Genomic DNA, 20,700 nt, shown 5'->3' with positions numbered 1-20,700 from the left:
GCGGGCCCCGCGGCGGTGACGATGGCTCGGCTCAGTCCGTCCTGTCTCTGAGGTAGTCGCCGTCCTTGAATTCCTGCGACGCCGTGGCCCAGTCCTCGGGGTGCGAGATCGGCAGGAGCCTGTGCTGCTGCTCGTGCGTGCTGTCGTAGGGCATCGTGGCCTCGTGCTTCATCCGGCTGTGGTCCTTGATGAGCAGCATCTCCACGACCTGCGCCGCCGTCTGCAACTCCGCCTCGATCGTCCCAGCCGCGACATCGGCAGGGGAGAGGACCGTGGTGCCGTCGTCGCCCAGATCGACGTAGAAGCCGGCCATCTTCTCTTCGTTGGCCCGCTTACCCGCGGCAGCGGCCTCGGCGCGCTGGTTCGCGAAGTAAGCCGTCCAGCCCTCCTCTGACTGGTCCTCCGGGAGCTCATGCGACTCGTAGTCGCCCCAGAACGACGCGAGCTCCTGCCCGAAGACGAACGCCTCCATGTACTTCACCGCATGGCGGCGGCCGTCCGACGCGAGTCGCGGAACTTCACGCACATCTTCGGCTCCGGTGCTCCATGCAGTCTCGAAGGTCTCGTAGATCCAGAGGGCCTTGCCGAGTTCCTCCTGCGCGAGGACGGTGAGTGAACGTGCGCGGCCGAACGAGCCGCGCTCGAGCAGGATGTGGGCGTCGGTGATGAGGCCGGAGGCGTTGTCCATGAGCGCCTTCCAGAAGGTGCGCGCGGTGCCGGAATGCATTTCCACGTCTCGATTCTCCCTCACGAGCCGATGCCTCGATAATGCCTATGCGCAGTCGTGCGAGTGAAGATTTAACGTCTAGCGTTAATGACACAGCCCGTTATATGCTGGCCCCATGATCAGATCGTTCGGTGACAAGGAGACCGAACGGCTGTGGCGTCGTGAGCGTGTGCGGTCGATCGATCCGAGGATCCACCGGGTCGCACTACGCAAGCTGCGTCAGGTGGGCTCCGCGGAGGTCCTCGAGGATCTCCGCGTCCCGCCCGGTAACCGGCTCGAAGCTCTCAAAGGCGATCGGGTTGGGCAGTACAGCATCAGGATCAACGACCAGTGGCGGATCTGCTTCGTGTGGACCGACGCCGGACCGGAGGAGGTGCAGATCGTTGACTACCACTGACAAGATCGAGCCGATCCACCCTGGGGAGGTCCTCATGGAGGACTTCATCGAGGGATTTGGGATCACGCAGAACAAGCTCGCCGTGTCGATCGGCGTCCCGCCGCGGCGGATCAATGAGATAGTCCATGGCAAGCGAGGTATCACCGCCGACACCGCGCTTCGGCTGGCGAAGTACTTCGGCACGTCGGCGGAGTTCTGGATCAACCTGCAGAGCCACTACGAGCTCGACCGTGCGGAGGACCTGGCTGGCCAGCAGATCGCCGCGATCACGCCGCTGAGGGTTGCGTGACATCCACCATGGTCCTGCGCCCGGACGGCGTCTCGGTTGCAGTCAGCGATCTGGGCAGCGACGGGCCCGTGGTCGTGCTGCTTCACGGGTTGGCCGGGAGCTCGCGGGAGCTGCTGCCCACCGCGCAGGCACTCGAGGGGAACCGGGTGCTCCTCGTGGATCAGCGGGGGCATGGTGAGAGCACTCGGTGTCCAGGTGATCTGAGTCGAGCGGCCTTCGTAGGTGACGTCGTCGCCGTGCTGGAGGAACTTGTCCCGGGGCGAAGCGCGACCCTCATCGGCCAGTCGATGGGAGCGCATACGGCGTTCCTCACGGCTTCAGCACGTCCGGATCTCGTCGATGGTCTCGTTATGCTGGAAGGACACGTGGTGGGGAGCGACGATCCAGAAGACGCTGCGGGCCTTGGCAGGTACTTCGCATCCTGGCCGGTGCCTTTCGAGGACGAGGCTGCCGCTCGCGACTTCCTCGGTGATGACGCGATCGTCGATGCCTGGCTGGCGGACCTCCAGATGGCGGATGGAGGGCTTGTTCCGCGCTTCGACCCAGATGTCATGCGGCGCGCGATCGAAGCTGTGCATGAACCACGTTGGGTCGAGTGGGAGATTCTGCGGGTTCCGACGCTCGCGGTATTCGCGAAGAACGGGATGTTCAGTGATGCCGACAAGGACGACTTGATCCGGCGCAGACCTCAGACGGACCGGATTGATCTCCGCGGCGGTAGTCATGACGCCCACCTCGATGCCTTTGACGAGTGGATCGACGTGCTCAGTCGCTGGCTGTCTCGTGAGCCGACCAGCGTTGCGCATACTGATGGCGGCTGATGGCTTTCCGCGTCGGAACTCATGCGAGTGGCGGTTCAACGTCTAGCGAGGTCTTCGGGCCGAGCGTTATCGACGCTCGGGTACCTTGGCTCCGCGATCAGGTTGTTCGGCGGCGAAAGGATCGTGATGCCTGAGACGATGCCCGACGGGCTCGCGGAGGAGCCCTTCGCCTACGAGATCGCGAAGAGCGGCGAGGTCCGCATCAGTCGCGCCGGCCGGGTGGTGACCGTGGTGCGGGGAGCGGCGGCCGCGAAACTCGCCTCTCGGCTCGGGCGGGGAGCCCTGCGGGATCAGCAGGCGCTGGCCCGGGCCACCGGCAATTACCGTCGCGGCAACGAGCGCCGCTGAACCCGAGTCCTGCCGGCGAACCCCGGGCCCCTCTGTCGTCATGCACGTATCATCGACGCATGTTGACAGTGCTCACATATGCGGCCTACACTTAATGTGCTCGCTGTAAACATAGGTGTGATCCGGGTATCGAACGCTCTCGAATGCCCGCTCGCACGGGGAGTCGAGGACCGCAATGCAGACGATTCTGGGGGCCAACGGGCAGATCGCCGTCGAACTGGCGCGAGAGCTGCGCCGCACATCCGACACCGAACTGAGGCTGGTGAGTCGGAATCCCCGCAAGGTCAACGAGACGGACGCGCTCGCCCGCGCCGACCTGCTCGACGCAGAGCAGACCCGAGCTGCGGTCGAGGGGAGCGACATCGTGTATTTCACGGCCGGCCTGCCCGCGAACACCGAGCTGTGGGAACGGCAGTTCCCGACCATGCTCCGCAACGCGCTCGACGCGGCCCGCGCGGCCGGATCGAAGTTCGCCTACTTCGACAACACCTACATGTACCCGCAGGATGACCGTGTTCAAGACGAGCGGACGCCGTTCGAGCCGCTCGGACGCAAGGGTGTCGTCCGCGCGCAGATGGCGACGATGGTGCTCGAGGAGATGGCGCGGGGCGACATCCCGGTGCTGGTCGCACGAGCCCCCGAGTTCTACGGCCCGGGCCGCACCCAGGGCTTCACGAACGCCCTCGTCATCGACCGGCTGCACCCCGGCAAGAAGCCGCTCGTGCCGGTGCGCGACGACCGGCTGCGCACCCTCATCTGGACGCCCGACGCGAGCCGCGGCCTCGCGGCGCTGGGCGACACCCCCGATGCCTACGGGCAGACCTGGCATCTGCCCGCCGACGACGAACGGCCGACCTACCGCGAGTTCGTGGAGATGGCGGCGGCGGCATTCGACCGCGAGCCGAGCTACCACGTCATCCCGAAGTGGGTTCTGACCGCGTCTGGAGCCGTCAACGCGCAGGCGAAGGAGATCCGCGAACTGCTGCCGCGGTACGCGAGCGACAACCACTTCGACTCGTCGAAGTTCAAAGCGCGCTTCCCCGGGTTCGACGTGACCACCTATCGCGAGGGCCTCGGCATCATCGCCGACGAGGCTCGCGCGCGGAGCAGGTCGCGTTCCTGAAGGAGCAGGGGATGGGGCACGGACACGCGAACGCTCTCGTGCACGTCTTCCGGGCCGAGCACGACGGGGCCTGAGCGACGCTGACGGGCGCAATGCGATGACGTCGTCTGCCACGCCGCACGATGGGGGTTCTGCAATCGGCTCCGCGCGAGCATACTGGGGGAGTACCGACACTGGACACCGAAGGAGCGCGTCATGCCTCAGTCACTCGCAACCTACATCGCATTGCCGGGAACGACGGGCGACGCCATGCAGCACTGGCACGATATTCTCGGCGGTGAGCTGAACATCATGCGCTACGGCGACGCGCCGCCGATGGAGGGGATGCCGTTCACACTCGATCCGAAGGCCGTCGCGCACTCCACGCTCGTGCTGCCCGGAGGCGCCGGAGTCATCGCCGGCGGCGACGCTATGGACGACGAGAACGACTACCCCGTGCGCGGCACCGCCTACTCGCTGCTCTACACCACGGACACGCCGGAGGAGGCGCAGGGCCTGATCCAGAAGCTCGTCGACGGGGGCGGGGAGATCGGCATGCCGTTCGAGAGGGCGCCCTGGGGCGACTGGTACGGCCAGGTCTTCGACCGCTTCGGGGTGATGTGGGCGTTCTCCTGCGCGAGCGCCTGATTCCGAGCGGAGCCGGGGCGGAGTAGCGTGGAAGCGTGACTGACCACTCTCCGCCCCGTATCCACTCGACCGTGGTCGGCGACGCGGCGAACGCCGAGCATCGCGTCGTCTTCCTGCACGGCCTCTTCGGTCGGGGCAAGAATCTCACGAGGATCGCCGCGGGTCTCGAACCCGAGGCCGCGAGCCTGCTCGTCGACCTGCCCAATCACGGCAAGTCGGACTGGACCGACGGTTTCGACTATCTCGAGACCGCCGATCTCGTCGCGGAGCACGCCCGTACGGCCTTCGCGGGCGCCCCGGTCGACGTGGTCGGCCACTCGATGGGCGGCAAGGCGGCCATGGTGCTCGCGCTGCGCCATCCGGACCTGGTGCGCAGGCTCGCGATCCTCGATATCTCCCCGGTCGCCTCGGGATCCTCGCGCGGCGAGTTCCGCCACCTGCTCGATTCGCTCGCAAGCCTCGACCTCTCGACCGTCGAGCGGCGCTCTGACGCGGACCTCGCGCTGCGCGCCGCGATCCCGAACGACGGCGTGCGGGGGTTCCTGCTGCAGAACCTGCGCCGTAGCGAGCAGGGGTTCGAGTGGGAGCCGAATCTGGCGCTGCTGCGGGCACAGCTATCGGAGGTGATGGGGTTCCCCGATCTGACGGGCCTGCAGTTCGCGGGCCCGGTGCTGTGGATCGGCGGAGAGCGGTCCGACTACATCGCCGATGAGGACGCCCCGGCGATGCGCGCCCTCTTCCCCCGCACGCGTCGGGTGACCGTGAAGGGCGCCGGCCACTGGGTGCACTCGGAGAAACCCGACGAGGTCATCTCGGCGCTGCGAGCCTTCCTGCTGCACGACTGACCGAGGGCGGTGCGAGGCCCGGGCGGGCGCGGGGTGATAATGGGTCATGGGCATCCCTCCGCCGGTCATGACTCGCCCGCTCGGTGAGGACGAGGGAGAACTGCTGCTCGAAGCGGCGCTCGGCAATTTCAACTGGAAGACGCCGCTGTTCACGCCGCAGCAGGTGCGCGAGCGACCCGATCTCGACCGGTACACGAGGTTCGAGCCCGAGCGCGGTGATTTCGGTGTGGTCGCTCAGGCGCACGAGGGTCCGGTGGGTGTGGCATGGGCGCTGTACCTGCCGGCGGAGGAGCCCGGGTACGGGTGGATCGACGCGGTGACGCCGGAGTTCTGCGTCTGGGCGCACGAGGCGTGGAGAGGGCGCGGGATCGGGCGCATGCTCACCGGCCGACTGCTCATCGCGGCGCGCGTGCGCGAGGTGCCGCGGGTGAGCCTGTCGGTCGACTGGCGCAACGTGCGGGCGAAGATGCTCTACATGGATCTCGGCTTCGTGCCGGTTCCGGGCGGCGAGACCTACGGCGTGCTGCTCTGGACCAACCCGTGGGCGTGACGGGCGGCCGAGGGGGCGCCCCGGGCGCCGATGGCACGGAGACGCGGGATCAGTTCTCGCAGAGGCAGAACGGGTGGCCGGCGGGATCGAGGAAGACCATGAATGTGCCCTCCTCGCTCGGCTGGACCTCGTGCCGCACCGCGCCCGCGGCCTCTGCGAGGGGCGCGGCTTCGGCGATCGAATCGACGTAGAGATCGAGGTGCGCCTGCTGCGGGATCGGGCCGGCCGGCCACTCGGGGGCGCGGTAGTCGGGCACTTCCTGGCACGCGATCGAGAAGCCGGGGCTCTCGCCCTGCGGGGGAACCACGTCCACCCAGTCGGGATCCTCCTCTGACGAATCCGCTCGCCACCCCAGCAGGCGCGCGTAGAACTGCGCGAGAGCCGCGGCATCGGGGCAGTCGAGGGCGTATACATGGCGGGTGGCGCGGATGGATGTGCTCATGCCGGGCAGTGTAGGGCGGTTCGCGTGCCGGCGGAAGGGCCTTGCCTTTTCGGGCTCGGGCCCGCTCCTGAGGCCCGTCTGCGGACCCAGCCGCGCCCGCGTCCGAGGGCCAACCGGGGGAACCGGAGCCCGAACGCCGGGAGTCTCAGCCCCTTCCGACGTCGGCCCGCTAGCCTGTGCCCCATGAGCAATGCCGCAGTCGACAGCTTTGATCCGAGCTCGGACGAGGAGGAGAACGACGACGAGATCACCATCTCGGCCAGCGCGCTTCGCACCCTCGGCGACCAGATGCAGCGGTTTCTGCTCGAGTACCGCTTCGCGATGCAGGAGGTCGAGACGAAACTCGCGATCCTGCGCGAGGAATTCCTGCACATGCACGAGTACAACCCGATCGAGCACGTCTCGAGCAGGGTGAAGTCCGTCGACAGCCTCGTCGACAAGTTGCAGCGCCGAGGGCTCGGCACCGACTTCGACGAGATCCGCCGGGAGATCCACGACATCGCGGGTGTGCGGGTCACCTGCGCCTTCATCCGCGACGTGTACCGCCTCTTCGACCTGCTCACGCAGCAGGACGACATCACGGTGCTCGAGGTCGAGGACTACATCGAGCAGCCCAAACCCAACGGGTACAAGAGCCTGCACACGATCATCTCGGTACCCGTCTACCTGTCGAGCGGGCGGGTGGACGTGCCCGTCGAGGTGCAGTTCCGCACCATCGCCATGGACTTCTGGGCGAGTCTCGAGCACAAGATCTACTACAAGTACGCCCGTCAGGTGCCGCACGCCCTGACCGACGAACTCCGTCGTGCGGCCGAGGCCGCCGCAGAACTCGACACGCGCATGGAGCGGTTGCACATGCAGGTGCACGGCGAGCAGCAGCTGCCGCCGACCTCGCCGATCGATCTGCGCAGCGTCTCGGAGCGCGTGCACCGCGCATAGGGGAGCCGTTGTCGGTCGCGCCCCTCGCAGCCGTGGATCCCGGCGCACGGCGGTAGGGTCGATGCGTGGAGAACGAGCATCTGCCGGGTGGATCGGGCGGCGTGTGGCGCAGACGGGCGCCGGAGGGTGAGATCCGCGTGCATCGACCGACCGGGCCCTGGACGCCGGCGGTGCACGCGCTGCTCGGGCATCTGCACGAGCGAGGGCTCGACGGGGTGCCGCGCGTGCACGGTTTCGACGCCGACGGCCTCGAGGTGCTCGACTATCTGCCGGGCGAGACGCTCGATCCCGAATCCGAGCAGGCGAGCGACCGCGCGCTCGGGGAGGCCGCAGCCTGGTTGAGGCGCTTCCACGATGCGGTGCGCGACTTCCGCCCCGGCGCCGTGGAGTGGCGGCAGGGGGTGCGGGATCTCGGCGACGACGAACTGATCTGCCACAACGATCCCGGCCTGTACAACTGGGTCGTGGTCGACGACGGCTTCGCAGGCATGATCGACTGGGATCGGGCGGGCCCCGGCCGACCGATCGACGACCTCGCGTTCCTCTGCTGGTCGGGGGTGCCGCTGCTGCGCGAGATCCCCGTTGCCGATGCGGCGCGCAGGATCGCGCTCGCCGCGGATTCGTACGGCGAGGTCGACCCCGGCGAACTGCTCGACGCGGTCGATGCGCGCATGGAGCTCATCGCTCAGCGGTGGAGAACGGGGATCGAGCGGGGCGATCCCGGCACCATCGCGCTGCGTGATTCCGGTGTGATGGATCGTCACCTGGAACGGGTACGGGGGTTCTCGGGGCGCAGGGAATCGATCCGGCGCGCGTTGTAAAGACGTTACGCTGCGAGGCATCGTGGCTCGGAGCATGTGCAACACTGGGATCGGGGAGTGCCGCACGGCGCGGCCTCGTGAGGAGCGCAAGCATGACGACGACGGGCGTGACGGGTGCCACTGCGACCGGGGTCGGTCTCGCCGACGGCGGGATCGAGACCGCGTTGACAGAACGGCTGGGGCAGCGATTGCCGGAGTTCGCGGCGTTCATACTGCTCGACTCCGCCGAGGGGCGCGAGGCGCTTCGCGACTACTACCGCCCGTTCCTGCGCCTGGCGGTCGAGCACCGGCTGCCCATCGTGCTCGACACCGCCACGTGGCGTGCGAACACCGATTGGGGCGAGCGTCTCGGCTACGACCAGGAAGCGCTCGACGCGCTGAACGCCGACGCGGTGGCCCTGCTGCGAGAGCTCGTGGAGAACGAGGGAGGCGGCTCGGTCGAGGCCGTGATCAACGGCTGCGTCGGCCCGCGCTTCGACGACCACTACATCGAGGGACGCCGCATGACGCCGGCGGAGGCCGAGGAGTATCACGCGCCCCAGGTTCGCGCGCTGGCCGAAGCCGGCGCGGATCGTGTGACGGCCATTACGACGCTCGATGCGGCCGAGGGCATCGGAGTGGTGCGAGCCGCGCAGGCCTCCAGTATCCCCGCCGCGGTCTCCTTCGTCGTGGGCGAGGACGGGCTGATGGCTGACGGCAGCACCCTCGCGGAGGCCATCGCCGCCGTCGACGCCGGGACTGAGAACGCCGCGCTCGGTTTCCTCGTGAACTGCGCTCACCCCTCCGCTGTCGCAGAGGGACTCGCGGCCTGCGCGGGCAGTGCGGAGCTGGGCCGGCTGATCGGCTTCCGGCTGAACGCGGCTCACGACGGCGACGACGGGCCCGGCGAGGCTCCCGACGCCTTCGCAGCGCTCGAAGCGGGGCTGCGCGATCTGGCGCCCAACGCGAGTATCTTCGGAGGGTGCTGCGGCACCGACACTCCGCATGTCGCCGCACTCGCGGCGAGGCTGGCCTAACCGCGCTTCCTGCCGCGCGGTTACGGAGCGACCAGCTGTTGTGGTTAGGCTGGTGTCGTGAGTAGAGACCCATTCGAGGAGCTGTTCGGGGCGTCGAACGACGACGCCCCGGAGTCGACACCGGCCCCCGTGCCCGCGCGCGAACGCCTCGCGCACGAGCAGGCGGAGCGCGTGCGTACTTCCCAGCTGCCGACTGGCAAACGCACGGGCCCCGCGGGCGCGAGCACCCAGGCCGGCGACCGCGCGGCGCAGGCGAAGCCATGGATCGTGGTGGGCATCATCGCGCTCATCGCGCTCATCGCTTCGATCGTGGTGGTGAATCTCGCACGCGGTGCGCAGGAGGAACCGCCGCCGGTGACCGAGCCCACCACGACGCAGACACCCGACACCCCGTCTCAGCCGACGACACCGGATGCGGAGCCCGAAGCCGACGCGGACGCGGATGGGGAAGACGCGGAGCCCGACGGCCCGCCCCAGGTCGAAGTCGGAGCGACCTACGACATGAATATCGGGCCGTGGAACGCGACGTCGCAGATCTCGCAACGCTTCGGTTCGATCAGTTTCACCATTCCCGACAACACCAATCTCGTGCTCAACTCGGATCTGCTGAACTCCTTCCCCGACTCCTGCGCGGCGATGCGGCAGGGCTGGGGCGCCACGAAGACCGAGAGCGGCTACGAGGTGCTCAAGCCAGCTGAGCGGTGCGCTGAAGCCCCTGAGCTGTATGACGAGGTGTGGGGTCTCGTCGACGCCTGGGTGAAGACGATCCGCTAGGCCGCGAAGAGCGCCGGCCAGAGCGCAAGAGCCAGCGGGTATCCCGCGAAGCTGACGATGTCGAGGATCCAGTGGGCCACGATGAGGGGGAGGGAACGGCCCCAGCGCTGATAGACCCAGCCGAACACGAGGCCCATCACCACGTTGCCGATGAAGCCGCCGAAGCCCTGGTAGAGGTGGTAGCTGCCGCGCAGCAGTGCGCTCGAGACGATGGTGGCCACCGGCCCCACCCCCAGCCGGCGCATGCGATCGAAGAAGTAGGCCACGACGATCAGCTCTTCTCCCAGCGCCGCCTTGAGCGCCTGCAGCACGAGCACGGGAACGGTCCACCAGAAAGCGTCGAGCGCAGTCGGCACGACGGTGGTGTTGATCCCGATCCACTTCGCGAACAGATAGAACCCGAGGCCGGGGATCCCGATGAGCGCGGCGAGGGCGAATCCGCCCGCGACCTCGCGCGGCCACCAGCGATGGCGAGTGCCGTCTCCCGCACGCCCCAGCCCGAGCGCGGCCAGATGCGGGCGGCGCTCCCGCCACAGCAGAAAGACGACGAGTGCTACGGGCGCGAGGCCGAAGGCGAAGCCCAGCAACTGGTAGATCAGGTCGAAGAGCGGGCGCTCCGCCAGGGGTCGGTTGATCGTCGCGGTCTGGGAGGCCAGTGCCGTCTCCCGCGTCAGACGCTCGATGATCGTCACGATCGCGTAGACGCCGGATGCGCCGAAGGAGAGCGCGAGCACGATGACGAGTTCCCAGCGCAGTTTCGCGGGTGAAGAGTGAGCGGCCACGGCACCAGCGTATCCCCGCTCAGCTGCAGAACATGGTGATTTCGCACAGTCGGGGTCGCCGCTGGCGGGCAAACTTTTTCGGAGACCTACAGACCTCGATCACGATGCCGTTACGAGCCCGTTTTTGTCAGGACGGGCCCTCGGCGCTGGTTAGGCTGGGGGAGTTAATCGAATTCACTCCCGGGGGCGGATCTCGCCGAGGCGTGCCCGCGCCGGGGTGGAACTTTCAAGGAGGAAACCTAGTGAAGCGATCAAGGATTGGCTTCGGGTTCATCGCGCTGGCGGCAGCGGGTGCACTCGCGCTGTCGGGTTGCGCGTCGAACGGCGGAGGTTCGGACGAGGGCGGCGAGGCCACCGGCGGCATCATCACCGTCAACAACACCGAGCCGCAGAAGGGCCTGATTCCGGCCGACACCACCGAGGTCGGCGGCGGCAAGGTCGTCGACGCGCTCTGGGAGGGCCTGGTCTACTACGACGCGGATGGCACGACCCAGATGGGCGTCGCCGAGTCGATCGAGCCCAAGAACGACACCAACACGCTGTGGGAGGTCAAGCTCCGCGACGATGCGGTCTTCTCCGACGGCACCCCCGTGCTCGCGAAGAACTTCGTCGATGCGTGGAACTACGCCGCGAACGTCGACAACGCTCTCGGCAACCAGTACTTCTTCAGCGCGATCAAGGGCTTCAGCGAGACGGAGCCGGTCGAGGCCATGGAGGGTCTGAAGATCATCGACGATCACACCTTCACGATCGAGGCGAGCCCCGACTTCCCCGACCGCCTGGGCTACTCGGCCTACTACCCGCTGCCCGATGTCGCGTTCGAGGACATGGAGGCCTTCGGCCAGAACCCGATCGGCAACGGTCTGTACAAGCTCGACGGCGAGGGCGCCTGGAAGCACGACGAGTCGATCAGCCTCGTGAAGAACGACACCTACGTCGGCCCGCGCGAGGTCAAGAACGACGGCATCGAGTTCAAGGTCTACGCCTCGCTCGACGCGGCCTACACCGATCTGCAGGCCGGCAACCTCGATGTACTCGACCAGATCCCCGATACCTCGTTCGCGGTGTTCCAGGACGAGCTCGGCGACCGCGCCATCAACCAGGCGGGTGCGCTGACCACCACGCTCACCATCTCGACCAGCCTGCCGCACTTCGGCATGGACGAGGAGGGCAAGCTGCGCCGCGCCGCACTCTCGATGGCGGTGGATCGCGAGGAGATCATCGACGTGATCTTCGAGGGCACCAACGTGCCGGCCGAGGACTTCACCTCGCCCGTCGTCGACGGCTACGCCGAGGACCTCAAGGGCTCGGAGAAGCTGGACTTCAACCTCGACGAGGCGAAGAAGCTGTGGGCCGAGGCCGACGCGATCAGCCCCTTCGAGGGCACGATCGAGGTCGCGACGAACTCCGACGGCCCGCACCAGGTGTGGGTCGAAGCCGTCGCGAACCAGTGGGCCACGAACCTGGGCGTCTCCGCAGCGCCGAAGCTCTACCCGACCTTCGCGGCATTCCTCGATGACCGCGAGGCCGATGTGGTCGGCGGTCCGTTCCGTGCCGGCTGGCAGGGCGACTACCCGGGCGCGTACAACTACATGCAGCCGCTCTACTACACGGGCGCCAGCTCGAACCACGGCTTCTACTCGAACCCCGAGTTCGACGCCCTGCTCGACGAGGCCGTGCAGGAGAGCGATCACGATGCTCGCAACCAGAAGCTGAACGAAGCCCAGGAGATCCTGCTCGAGGACATGCCCTCGATCCCGCTGTGGTACCAGGGCACGACCGGCGGCTACAGCGAGAGCGTCGACAACGTGGAATTCGGTTGGAACTCGGTGCCGATCTTCAACGAGATCACCAAGAACTGACCTCTCACGAGGGTCCCGGGCCGCTGGCTCGGGGCCCTCGCACCGTCTCAAGGCCGGGAGTCCCGCTCAGCGGGGCGCTCGGCCTTGAGACGGTCACAGCACTTCGAGTCGGAGACACTGTCGTCCCCGACTTCGCATCCCAAAACAATTGCGAGAGAATACGCAACATGTCAAGCCAATCTGAACGGGGAGGTATCGGCGCATGCTGAGATACATCCTCTTCCGTCTGCTGCAGGTGATCCCGGTACTGCTGGGAACCACCTTCCTCATCTACTTCATGGTCTTCGCCATGCCGGGCGACCCGGTCGCCGCGATGTTCGGCGACAAGCAGCCGAGCGCGGCGGTACTCGAGCGGGTGCGCGAGCAGTACCATCTCGATCAGCCCTTCTTCATCCAGTATCTGCTCTACCTCAAGGGCATCTTCGTCGGCGACCTCGGCATCAGCTTCTCGGGGGAGCCGGTGTCGCAGATCCTCGCCCGCACCTTCCCGGTGACCATCAAGCTCGCGGCCATGGCGATCGCCATCTCGCTCGTGCTCGCCGTGATCATCGGCCTCTTCTCGGGGCTGCGCAAGGGCAAGCTCTTCGACAACATCAACCTGATCATCGGCCTGCTCTTCCTGAGCGTCCCGATCTTCGTGATCGCGTTCATCGCCCAGTTCGGCCTCGGCCTCAAACTCGGCTGGTTCAAGCCCACGGTGAGCTCGGGCGCTCCGGTGCAGGATCTGCTGCTGCCCGCCATCGTGCTCGGCGTGAGCCTCTACGCGACGAGCATGCGCCTCACCCGCGCCTCGGTCATCGATACCCTCAACCAGGATTTCGTGCGCACCGCCTACGCCAAGGGGCTCAGCCGCAACCGGGTCGTGCCGGTCCACGTGCTGCGCAACTCGCTCATCCCGACGATCACCAACACCGCCACGGACTTCGGTGTGCTCATGGTCGGCGCGACGGTCACGGAGGGCATCTTCAACGTGCCCGGCGTCGGCAACGTGCTCTTCCAGGCCATCCTGAAGGGCGAGAACTCGACCGTCGTCTCCTTCGTCACCGTGATGGTGCTCATCTACCTCGGCGTGAACCTGGTCGTCGACCTCCTCTACGCCGTGCTCGATCCGAGGATCCGCTATGCCTGAGTCGCAGAATCAGTCACCCCAGCGCGGGCGCGCGCAGCGTCCGCCCATCGAGCACTTCGTCGCTCCCGTCGAAGAGGTGCCGGTTGCCCCCGTCGATGCCGTGCGCATCAAGGAGAAGAAGTCGAACCTGTGGCTCGACGCGTGGCGCGACATGCGCCGCCGCCCCATGTTCTGGATCTCGCTCGTGATCATCCTGGTGGTCGCGCTCGTCGCGCTGTTCCCCGGCATGTTCACGCAGGTGGATCCGCGCGCGAGCTCGCTCGCGAACTCCAACGGCGAACCCACCGCGGGTCACCCGCTCGGGTTCACCAAGCAGGGCTACGACGTCTACGCGCGCATCATCTACGGTGCCTCCACCTCGGTGTCCGTCGGTCTCATCGTGATCCTCATCACCTTCGTGGTGGGCACGATCACGGGAGCGCTCGCAGGCTTCTTCGGCGGGATGGCCGATACGGTGCTCTCGCGCCTCGGCGACATCTTCTTCTCGATCCCCTACATCCTCGCGGCAGTCGTCGTGATGAGCGTGATGCAGGACTACCGCAACCCGCTCGTGATCGCCTTCGCGATCGGCGGCTTCCAGTGGCCCATCACGGCGCGCATCGTGCGAAGCGAGATCCTGCGGGTGAAGAACGCCGACTTCGTGATGGCGGCGGCGTCGCTCGGCCTCTCGCGCTTCGCCACGCTCGTGCGGCACGTGCTGCCGAACGCCCTGGCGCCCGCGATCGTCGTCACCACGCTCTCGCTGTCGTCGGCGATCGTGGCCGAGGCGACGCTGTCCTTCCTCGGCGTCGGCCTGCCCCCGGGCGAGTTCATCAGTTGGGGCAACGACATCAGCGCCGCGCAGCTCTCGCTGCGCACCGATCCGATGCCCCTCATCTACCCGTCGCTCGCGCTCACCGTCACCGTGCTGGGGTTCATCCTGCTCGGCGAGACCGTGCGCGACGCGCTTGACCCGAAGGCGAGGGCCCGTCGATGAGCGCGGAACCGCAGAACGAACAGAGCATGCAGCCGCTGCTGAGCGTGCGCGACCTGCGGGTCGCCTTCGGCTCGAAGAAGGAACCGAACGAGGTGCTGCACGGCGTCTCCTTCGACGTGTACCCCGGCGAGACCGTGGCCATCGTCGGCGAGTCGGGATCCGGCAAGTCGACCACCATGCACGCCGTGATCAATCTGCTGCCCGGCACCGGCCGCACCACCGGCGGCTCGGTGACCTGGAACGGGCGGGAGCTCGTCGGCATCGGACGTCGCGACATGGAGCGCATCCGCGGTCGCGAGATCGGCCTCGTTCCCCAGGACCCCATGTCGAACCTCAACCCGGTCTGGTCGGTCGGCTTCCAGGTCGAGGAGGCGATCCGCGCCAACGGGCTCGCGAAGGGGCGGAAGGAGGTCAAGCAGCGCGCCGTCGAGGTGCTCGAGCAGGCCGGCCTGCAGAACGCCGAGCAGCGCATGAAGCAGTACCCCCACCAGTTCTCGGGCGGTATGAAGCAGCGTGCGCTCATCGGTATCGGCCTCGCGGCGAGCCCGCAGCTGCTGATCGCCGACGAGCCGACGTCGGCGCTCGACGTGACGGTGCAGCGGGTGGTGCTCGACCACCTCGAGTCGCTCACGAGCGAGCTCGGCACCGCTGTCGTGTTCATCACGCACGACCTCGGCCTCGCGGCCGAGCGCGCCGAGAAGCTGATCGTCATGTACAAGGGCAACATCGTGGAGTCGGGGCCGAGCCGCGAGATCCTGCAGCATCCCCAGCACCCGTACACGAAGCGCCTCGTCTCCGCCGCACCGAGCCTCGCATCTCGGCGCATCGGCTCCGACTCCGAGCTGCCGCCGGCTCCCACCGAGTCGTTCGACCTCGCGGCGCTCGCCGACGAGGAGAAGCCGACCGTGAAGCACGGCGAGCCGATGATCGAGGTGAAGGGGCTCGGCAAGGTCTACAAGATCCGCAAGGGCAACTTCGGCTTCGAGGATTTCCACGCCGTAGCGGATGCGTCGTTCACGGTGAACCGCGGCGAGACCATGGCGCTCGTCGGGGAGTCGGGCTCGGGCAAGTCGACCATCGCGAAGATGGTGCTGCAGCTCGAGAAGCCGACCTCGGGAGAGGTGCGGATCGCGGGCCAGAACACCGCGGGCATCTCGGGGCGCAACCTGTTCGATCTGCGGCGCACGCTGCAGCCTGTCTTCCAGGATCCCTACGGATCGCTCGATCCGCTGCACAACATCGGCAACACCATCATGGAGCCGCTCAAGATCCACGGTGTCGGCGACGCGGCGAGCCGTCGGGCTCGCATGCTCGAGCTGCTCGACCAGGTCGCCCTGCCGCGCGAGCTCGCGAGCCGCTACCCGAACGAGCTCTCGGGCGGGCAGCGGCAGCGCGTCGCGGTGGCGCGCGGGCTCGCGCTCAAGCCCGACATCCTCGTGCTCGACGAGGCCGTGTCGGCGCTCGACGTGCTGGTGCAGGCGCAGATCCTCGATCTGCTCGCCGAGCTGCAGCAGGAGCTGGGGCTCACCTACCTGTTCATCACGCACGATCTCGCGGTGGTGCGGCTCATCGCCGACCGCGTGTGCGTGATGCAGCAGGGGCGCATCGTCGAGCAGGCGACCACCGAGGAGGTGTTCGAGAACCCGCAGCAGGAGTACACGAAGAACCTGCTCGCGGCGATCCCCGGCGCCCAGATCGAGCTCGGGGTGAACTGAGCACGCGGGCCCGGCCGGGGCTCCGGTCCGGGCTCGCGCGCGCAGCCGAATGCACCGATCGACGTTCGCGCACCTCGATCTCGTGGAAACAGGTGAGTGAACGTCGATCGGTGCTGGAACGGGTCGCTCAGGCCCCGCGACGGTAGACGAGCACTCCGACGCAGCCGAGGATCGCGGATCCGAGCACGAATGCCGCCATCGGCAGAGCCGTGTGCTCGCCCCAGGCGCCGACGAGGGGAGACGCGAGACCGCCCACGGCGAACTGGGCGGCACCGAGCAGCGCCGATCCTGCTCCCCGAGACGCCTCGGCCAGGCTCAGCGCGAGCGCGCTGGCGTTCGACATGATGAGCCCGGTGCCTCCGGTGAGCACGAAGGCGCAGACGATGAAGAGCGGCGGCGACAGGGTATCGCTGAGCGAGGACGCGGTGAGAGTCGCGCCCGCGGCGAGCGAGAGCACACTGCCGATGAGCAGCATGCGGGACGCGGGCACCTTGCCGGCCAGGCGGGCGTTCACCATGTTCGCGAGGATCATCGCGCACGCGCCCGCCGCGAAGGCGAGCGAGTAGAGCAGCGGCGGCATGCCGAGCATGGTCTGCCCGACGAAGGGCGAAGCCGAGATGTAGGCCATCATGCTGCCGAACCCGAGCCCGAATACGCAGGTGAGCAGCAGGAACCGCGGGTCGCCGAGCAGCCTGCCGAAGTTGTGCATGGCGGTGCGCACGCCGGACGAGGCGCGGCGGTCGCGGGGCAGCGATTCGGAGACGAGGATCAGCGCGAGCGCGAACATCGCCGTGGCGATTGCGGCGAGGGTCGCGAGCACCGCGCGCCAGTCGCCGAGAGTGAGGATCGCGCCGCCGATCGGGGGTGCGAGGAGCGGGCCGAGCCCGACGAACATCGCGATGAGGCTGATCGCGCGGATCGCGTCGGCGCCCTTCGTGAGGTCGACGGCGATGGCCCGGGAGACGACGACGCCCGCCGCGCCCGACATTCCCTGCACGGCGCGGAGCGCGATGAAGATGCCGATGTTCGGCGAGAAGACCATCGCGATACTCGAGGCGGCGAAGACGCCGAGGGCGATCACGAGCACCGGGCGCCGGCCGCACTGGTCGGAGAGTGGGCCCAGCAGCAGCTGACCGGTGCCCATGCCGATGAGGAACGCGGTGAGGGTGAGCTGCACCGAGGAGGGTATGGCACCCAGGTCGGTCGCGATCGATGTGAACGACGCGAGGTACATGTCGGTCGCGAAGGGGCCGACGGCCGCGAGGAAGGAGAGCACCGCGAGCAATCCGGGCGTGAGTCGGTCGCGTGCGAACATCTCCCGATCATATACGATCCGCGCAGTGTCCGGGATTCCGGACGCGGGGCGTGCGAATCCCGTTGTCGCGTGCCGCGAGGCGCGGTGGAATGGGGACATGATCCCGCGTTCCCGCGGACTCGACGAAAGGATCACCCATGGCTCTCCCCGGCGCCCGCCCCGTCCGCGCACCGCGCGGTACCGAGATCACGGCCAAGAGCTGGCAGACGGAGGCCCCGCTCCGCATGCTCATGAACAACCTCGACCCCGAAGTGGCAGAGCGCCCCGACGACCTCGTCGTCTACGGCGGCACCGGCAGGGCCGCCCGCAGCTGGGAGGCCTACGACGCGATCGTCGATACCCTGCGCGACCTCGAGGAGGACGAGACCCTGCTCGTGCAGTCCGGCAAGCCGGTGGGTGTGTTCCGCACCAGCAGGTGGGCGCCGCGCGTGCTCATCGCTAACTCGAACCTCGTGGGCGACTGGGCGACGTGGCCCGAGTTCCGCAAGCTCGAGGCCGAGGGCCTCATGATGTACGGGCAGATGACGGCGGGATCGTGGATCTACATCGGCACCCAGGGGATCCTGCAGGGCACCTACGAGACCTTCGCCGCCGCCGGCCGCAAGCTGCAAGGGCAGAACCGCATCGAGACCATCGAGGGCAAGGGCTCTCTCGCAGGCACCATCACCCTGACAGCCGGCTGCGGCGGCATGGGCGGCGCCCAGCCGCTCGCGGTCACGCTCAACGACGGCGCCTGTCTCATCGTCGACGTCGACAGGACGAGGCTCGAACGACGGGCCGGCAAGCGCTACCTCGACGAGATCGCGGGTGATCTCGATGAGGCGCTCGCGAAGGTGCAGCAGGCGAAGGATGAGCGGCGCGGCTGGTCCGTCGGCCTCGTCGGCAACGCCGCCGAGGTGTTCCCCGAGATCCTGCGCCGCCACCGCGCCGGCGAGATCACGATCGACCTCGTCACCGACCAGACGAGTGCCCACGACCCGCTGTCGTACCTGCCGATCGGGTATCGCGTCGAGGAACGCCTCGCACGGGCCGAGGCCGATCCCGAGCAGTTCACGCGCGACGCGCAGGCGTCGATGGCCGCGCACGTCCGGGCTATGGTCGAGTTCCAGGACGCGGGCGCCGAGGTCTTCGATTACGGCAACTCGATCCGCGACGAGGCCCGCAAGGGCGGCTACGACCGCGCCTTCGAGTTCCCGGGCTTCGTGCCGGCCTACATCCGGCCGCTGTTCTGCGAGGGCCTCGGACCGTTCCGCTGGGCGGCGCTCTCGGGCGATCCCGAGGACATCCGCGTCACCGACGAGGCGCTGAAGGAGCTGTTCCCCGAGAACAAGCACCTGCACCACTGGCTCGACGCCGCGGCGGAGCGCGTGGAGTTCGAGGGTCTCCCGGCCCGCATCTGCTGGCTCGGCTACGGCGAGCGCCACCAGGCGGGCCTGCTGTTCAACCGCCTCGTCGCCGAGGGCCGGGTCTCGGCCCCGATCGTCATCGGCCGCGACCATCTGGATTCGGGATCGGTCGCCTCGCCGTACCGCGAGACCGAGGCGATGGCCGACGGATCCGATGCGATCGCCGACTGGCCGCTGCTCAATGCGCTGACGGCCGCGTCCTCCGGTGCGACCTGGGTGTCGATCCACCACGGAGGCGGGGTCGGGATGGGGCGCTCCATTCACACCGGCCAGGTGTCGGTGGCCGACGGCACGGAACTGGCCGCCGAGAAGCTCGAGCGCCTGCTCACCAACGATCCGGGCATGGGGGTGATCCGGCACGTCGATGCCGGCTACGAGCGCGCCGCCGAGACCGCCGCGGAGCGCGGGGTGCGAGTGCCGCTGTCGCCGACCATCCGGAACCACGACCGTGCCTGGTAGGCCGCGTGCGGCGAAGGCTGGGAGAGTGATGACTCGCACACTGCTGATCGAGAACATCGGCGAGCTGACGACGAACGTCCCGGAGATCGGGGAGGGGATCGGGGGCCGCCTGCACGACGCCGCCGTGGTGATCGACGGCGAGCGGATCGCGTGGGTCGGCCCGGCGGCCGAGGCCCCGGCCGCGGACGAGCGTTTCGACGCCGCAGGTCGCGCGGTGCTGCCCGGCTGGGTCGACTCGCACACACACATGGTGTTCGCCGGCGACCGCACCGCGGAGTTCGAGGCGCGCATGGCGGGCGAGGCCTACGCTGCCGGGGGCATCAACGTCACGGTGGAGGCGACCCGAGCGGCGTCCGACGCGATGCTCGCCGCGAACCTCGAGCGACTCGTCGCCGAGGCGCGACGCGGCGGCACCACGACGCTCGAGACCAAGACGGGCTACGGGCTCACCGTCGCCGACGAGGTGCGCGCCGCCCGCCTCGCGGGCGAGCAGGTCGACGCGGTCACCTTCCTGGGGGCGCACGTGGTGCCGGCGGGGGAGGATCCCGCATCCTATCTCGACCTCGTCACCGGCCCGATGCTCGAGGCCGTCGCACCCCACGTGAGCGCCGTGGACGTGTTCTGCGAGACCGGCGCCTTCGACGAGGCCGCGTCGCGCAGCGTGCTCGAGACGGCGCTCGCCGCCGGCCTCGATACCCGCGTGCACGGCAACCAACTCGGCCACGGACCCGGCGTGCGGCTGGCCGTGGAGCACGGCTCGCTCAGCGTCGACCACCTCGGGTTCCTGAGCGATGACGACATCGCGACGCTCGCGGGATCGTGGGACGGCGGATCGCGCGGCACCGTCGCCACGGTGCTGCCCGCGTGCGACCTCTCGACCCGCATGCCCCTGGCCCCGGCTCGCGAACTGCTCGACGCGGGAGTCGTGCTGGCGATCGCGTCGAACTGCAATCCGGGCACGTCGTACACCAGCTCGATGGGCTTCGGCGTGGCGACCGCCGTGCTGCAGATGCGGCTCACGGTGCAGGAGGCCGTGCGCGCGGCGACACTCGGGGGAGCGATGGCGCTCGGTATACACGAGGACGGCTGGCGGGATCCGCGCGGCGTCTCTCAGGCGCGCGTCGGCGTCGTAGCGCCCGGTGCCCGGGCCGACCTGCAACTGCTCGAGGCGCCGTCGGCGACCCACCTGGCCTATCGGCCGGGGATGCCGCTCACCGTGGCGGTGTGGCGGGCCGGCGAACGGATCGTGCAGGAGGATCGCGCCCCGCGGTGATCGAGCCGGCCCGTTCTGTGCGAGCCGACCCACGATTCACGCAAGTTTCGGGCTGACTCGATAA

22 protein-coding genes are annotated in these 20,700 nt (G+C 68.2%); 18 read left to right on the top strand and 4 right to left on the bottom strand.

Annotation, left to right across the window (positions count from 1 at the left end):
• Window positions 1-31: 31 nt before the first annotated feature.
• On the bottom strand, window positions 32-727 hold the full coding sequence (locus tag AC0KXF_RS09250; protein ID WP_473109050.1) for an AbiV family abortive infection protein: 696 nt from the start codon (window positions 725-727) through the stop codon (window positions 32-34).
• 115 nt (window positions 728-842) lie between these two features.
• Here AC0KXF_RS09250 and AC0KXF_RS09245 point away from each other — a divergent pair, with 115 nt between their 5' ends.
• The 8 genes from AC0KXF_RS09245 to AC0KXF_RS09210 all read left to right on the top strand — a co-directional run bounded on the left by AC0KXF_RS09245 (window position 843) and on the right by AC0KXF_RS09210 (window position 5,727).
• A complete protein-coding gene (locus AC0KXF_RS09245) occupies window positions 843-1,124 on the top strand; it encodes a type II toxin-antitoxin system RelE/ParE family toxin (protein WP_473108907.1) in 282 nt (93 codons plus the stop codon).
• Window positions 1,111-1,413 carry a HigA family addiction module antitoxin gene (locus AC0KXF_RS09240; protein ID WP_473108906.1) on the top strand — a complete coding sequence of 101 codons (303 nt, stop codon included), beginning with the start codon at window positions 1,111-1,113 and terminating at the stop codon, window positions 1,411-1,413. The genes AC0KXF_RS09245 and AC0KXF_RS09240 overlap by 14 nt, the downstream gene beginning before the upstream one ends.
• Entirely contained in the window at window positions 1,410-2,234 is an 825-nt protein-coding gene (locus AC0KXF_RS09235) for an alpha/beta fold hydrolase (protein ID WP_473108905.1), read from the top strand. The genes AC0KXF_RS09240 and AC0KXF_RS09235 overlap by 4 nt, the downstream gene beginning before the upstream one ends.
• Before the next feature lie 126 nt (window positions 2,235-2,360).
• On the top strand, window positions 2,361-2,582 hold the full coding sequence (locus tag AC0KXF_RS09230; protein ID WP_473108904.1) for a hypothetical protein: 222 nt from the start codon (window positions 2,361-2,363) through the stop codon (window positions 2,580-2,582).
• 175 nt (window positions 2,583-2,757) lie between these two features.
• Window positions 2,758-3,705, top strand: a complete 948-nt coding sequence (locus AC0KXF_RS09225; protein WP_473108903.1) for an NAD-dependent epimerase/dehydratase family protein — start codon at window positions 2,758-2,760, stop codon at window positions 3,703-3,705.
• A gap of 195 nt (window positions 3,706-3,900) precedes the next feature.
• On the top strand, window positions 3,901-4,332 hold the full coding sequence (locus AC0KXF_RS09220; protein WP_473108902.1) for a VOC family protein: 432 nt from the start codon (window positions 3,901-3,903) through the stop codon (window positions 4,330-4,332).
• 35 nt (window positions 4,333-4,367) lie between these two features.
• Entirely contained in the window at window positions 4,368-5,177 is an 810-nt protein-coding gene (locus AC0KXF_RS09215; protein WP_473108901.1) for an alpha/beta fold hydrolase, read from the top strand.
• 46 nt (window positions 5,178-5,223) lie between these two features.
• A complete protein-coding gene (locus AC0KXF_RS09210; protein WP_473108900.1) occupies window positions 5,224-5,727 on the top strand; it encodes a GNAT family N-acetyltransferase in 504 nt (167 codons plus the stop codon).
• 49 nt (window positions 5,728-5,776) lie between these two features.
• Here AC0KXF_RS09210 and AC0KXF_RS09205 read toward each other — a convergent pair whose 3' ends face one another.
• Window positions 5,777-6,169: a VOC family protein gene (locus AC0KXF_RS09205; protein WP_473108899.1), complete on the bottom strand. Its 393-nt coding sequence runs from the start codon at window positions 6,167-6,169 to the stop codon at window positions 5,777-5,779.
• Between the two features lie 183 nt (window positions 6,170-6,352).
• Between AC0KXF_RS09205 and AC0KXF_RS09200 the strand changes: the two genes are divergently transcribed.
• The 4 genes from AC0KXF_RS09200 (at window position 6,353) to AC0KXF_RS09185 (ending at window position 9,719) form a co-directional block, all read left to right on the top strand.
• Window positions 6,353-7,108: a GTP pyrophosphokinase gene (locus AC0KXF_RS09200; RefSeq protein ID WP_473108898.1), complete on the top strand. Its 756-nt coding sequence runs from the start codon at window positions 6,353-6,355 to the stop codon at window positions 7,106-7,108.
• A 65-nt stretch (window positions 7,109-7,173) separates the two neighbouring features.
• On the top strand, window positions 7,174-7,929 hold the full coding sequence (locus tag AC0KXF_RS09195; protein WP_473108897.1) for a phosphotransferase: 756 nt from the start codon (window positions 7,174-7,176) through the stop codon (window positions 7,927-7,929).
• Window positions 7,930-8,021: 92 nt separating this feature from the next.
• Complete coding sequence (locus tag AC0KXF_RS09190) at window positions 8,022-8,945, top strand: homocysteine S-methyltransferase family protein (RefSeq protein ID WP_473108896.1); 924 nt, start codon at window positions 8,022-8,024, stop codon at window positions 8,943-8,945.
• 57 nt (window positions 8,946-9,002) lie between these two features.
• Window positions 9,003-9,719, top strand: a complete 717-nt coding sequence (locus AC0KXF_RS09185; protein WP_473108895.1) for a hypothetical protein — start codon at window positions 9,003-9,005, stop codon at window positions 9,717-9,719.
• Here AC0KXF_RS09185 and AC0KXF_RS09180 read toward each other — a convergent pair.
• Window positions 9,716-10,501, bottom strand: a complete 786-nt coding sequence (locus AC0KXF_RS09180) for a CPBP family intramembrane glutamic endopeptidase (RefSeq protein WP_473108894.1) — start codon at window positions 10,499-10,501, stop codon at window positions 9,716-9,718. The two genes, AC0KXF_RS09185 and AC0KXF_RS09180, sit on opposite strands and share 4 nt — an antisense overlap.
• A 242-nt stretch (window positions 10,502-10,743) precedes the next feature.
• Between AC0KXF_RS09180 and AC0KXF_RS09175 the strand changes: the two genes are divergently transcribed.
• The 4 genes from AC0KXF_RS09175 to AC0KXF_RS09160 all read left to right on the top strand — a co-directional run bounded on the left by AC0KXF_RS09175 (window position 10,744) and on the right by AC0KXF_RS09160 (window position 16,183).
• A complete protein-coding gene (locus AC0KXF_RS09175) occupies window positions 10,744-12,363 on the top strand; it encodes a peptide ABC transporter substrate-binding protein (protein ID WP_473108893.1) in 1,620 nt (539 codons plus the stop codon).
• A 202-nt stretch (window positions 12,364-12,565) separates the two neighbouring features.
• Complete coding sequence (locus tag AC0KXF_RS09170; RefSeq protein ID WP_473108892.1) at window positions 12,566-13,492, top strand: ABC transporter permease; 927 nt, start codon at window positions 12,566-12,568, stop codon at window positions 13,490-13,492.
• Entirely contained in the window at window positions 13,485-14,468 is a 984-nt protein-coding gene (locus tag AC0KXF_RS09165; RefSeq protein WP_473108891.1) for an ABC transporter permease, read from the top strand. The genes AC0KXF_RS09170 and AC0KXF_RS09165 overlap by 8 nt, the downstream gene beginning before the upstream one ends.
• Entirely contained in the window at window positions 14,465-16,183 is a 1,719-nt protein-coding gene (locus AC0KXF_RS09160; RefSeq protein WP_473108890.1) for a dipeptide ABC transporter ATP-binding protein, read from the top strand. Before AC0KXF_RS09165 ends, AC0KXF_RS09160 begins: the two co-directional genes overlap by 4 nt.
• 127 nt (window positions 16,184-16,310) lie before the next feature.
• Here the strand turns inward: AC0KXF_RS09160 and AC0KXF_RS09155 are convergent, their stop codons facing one another.
• Window positions 16,311-17,498, bottom strand: a complete 1,188-nt coding sequence (locus tag AC0KXF_RS09155) for a multidrug effflux MFS transporter (protein WP_473108889.1) — start codon at window positions 17,496-17,498, stop codon at window positions 16,311-16,313.
• Window positions 17,499-17,635: 137 nt separating this feature from the next.
• Between AC0KXF_RS09155 and hutU the strand changes: the two genes are divergently transcribed.
• Both hutU and hutI read left to right on the top strand, forming a co-directional pair.
• A complete protein-coding gene (hutU, locus tag AC0KXF_RS09150; protein WP_473108888.1) occupies window positions 17,636-19,363 on the top strand; it encodes a urocanate hydratase in 1,728 nt (575 codons plus the stop codon).
• Between the two features lie 28 nt (window positions 19,364-19,391).
• A complete protein-coding gene (gene hutI / locus AC0KXF_RS09145; protein WP_473108887.1) occupies window positions 19,392-20,636 on the top strand; it encodes an imidazolonepropionase in 1,245 nt (414 codons plus the stop codon).
• Window positions 20,637-20,700 lie beyond the last annotated feature (64 nt).

Source organism: Leucobacter holotrichiae (genome assembly GCF_055791005.1).
Note: the sequence above shows the minus strand (reverse complement) of the source record. Positions and strands in the feature narration are given on the sequence as shown.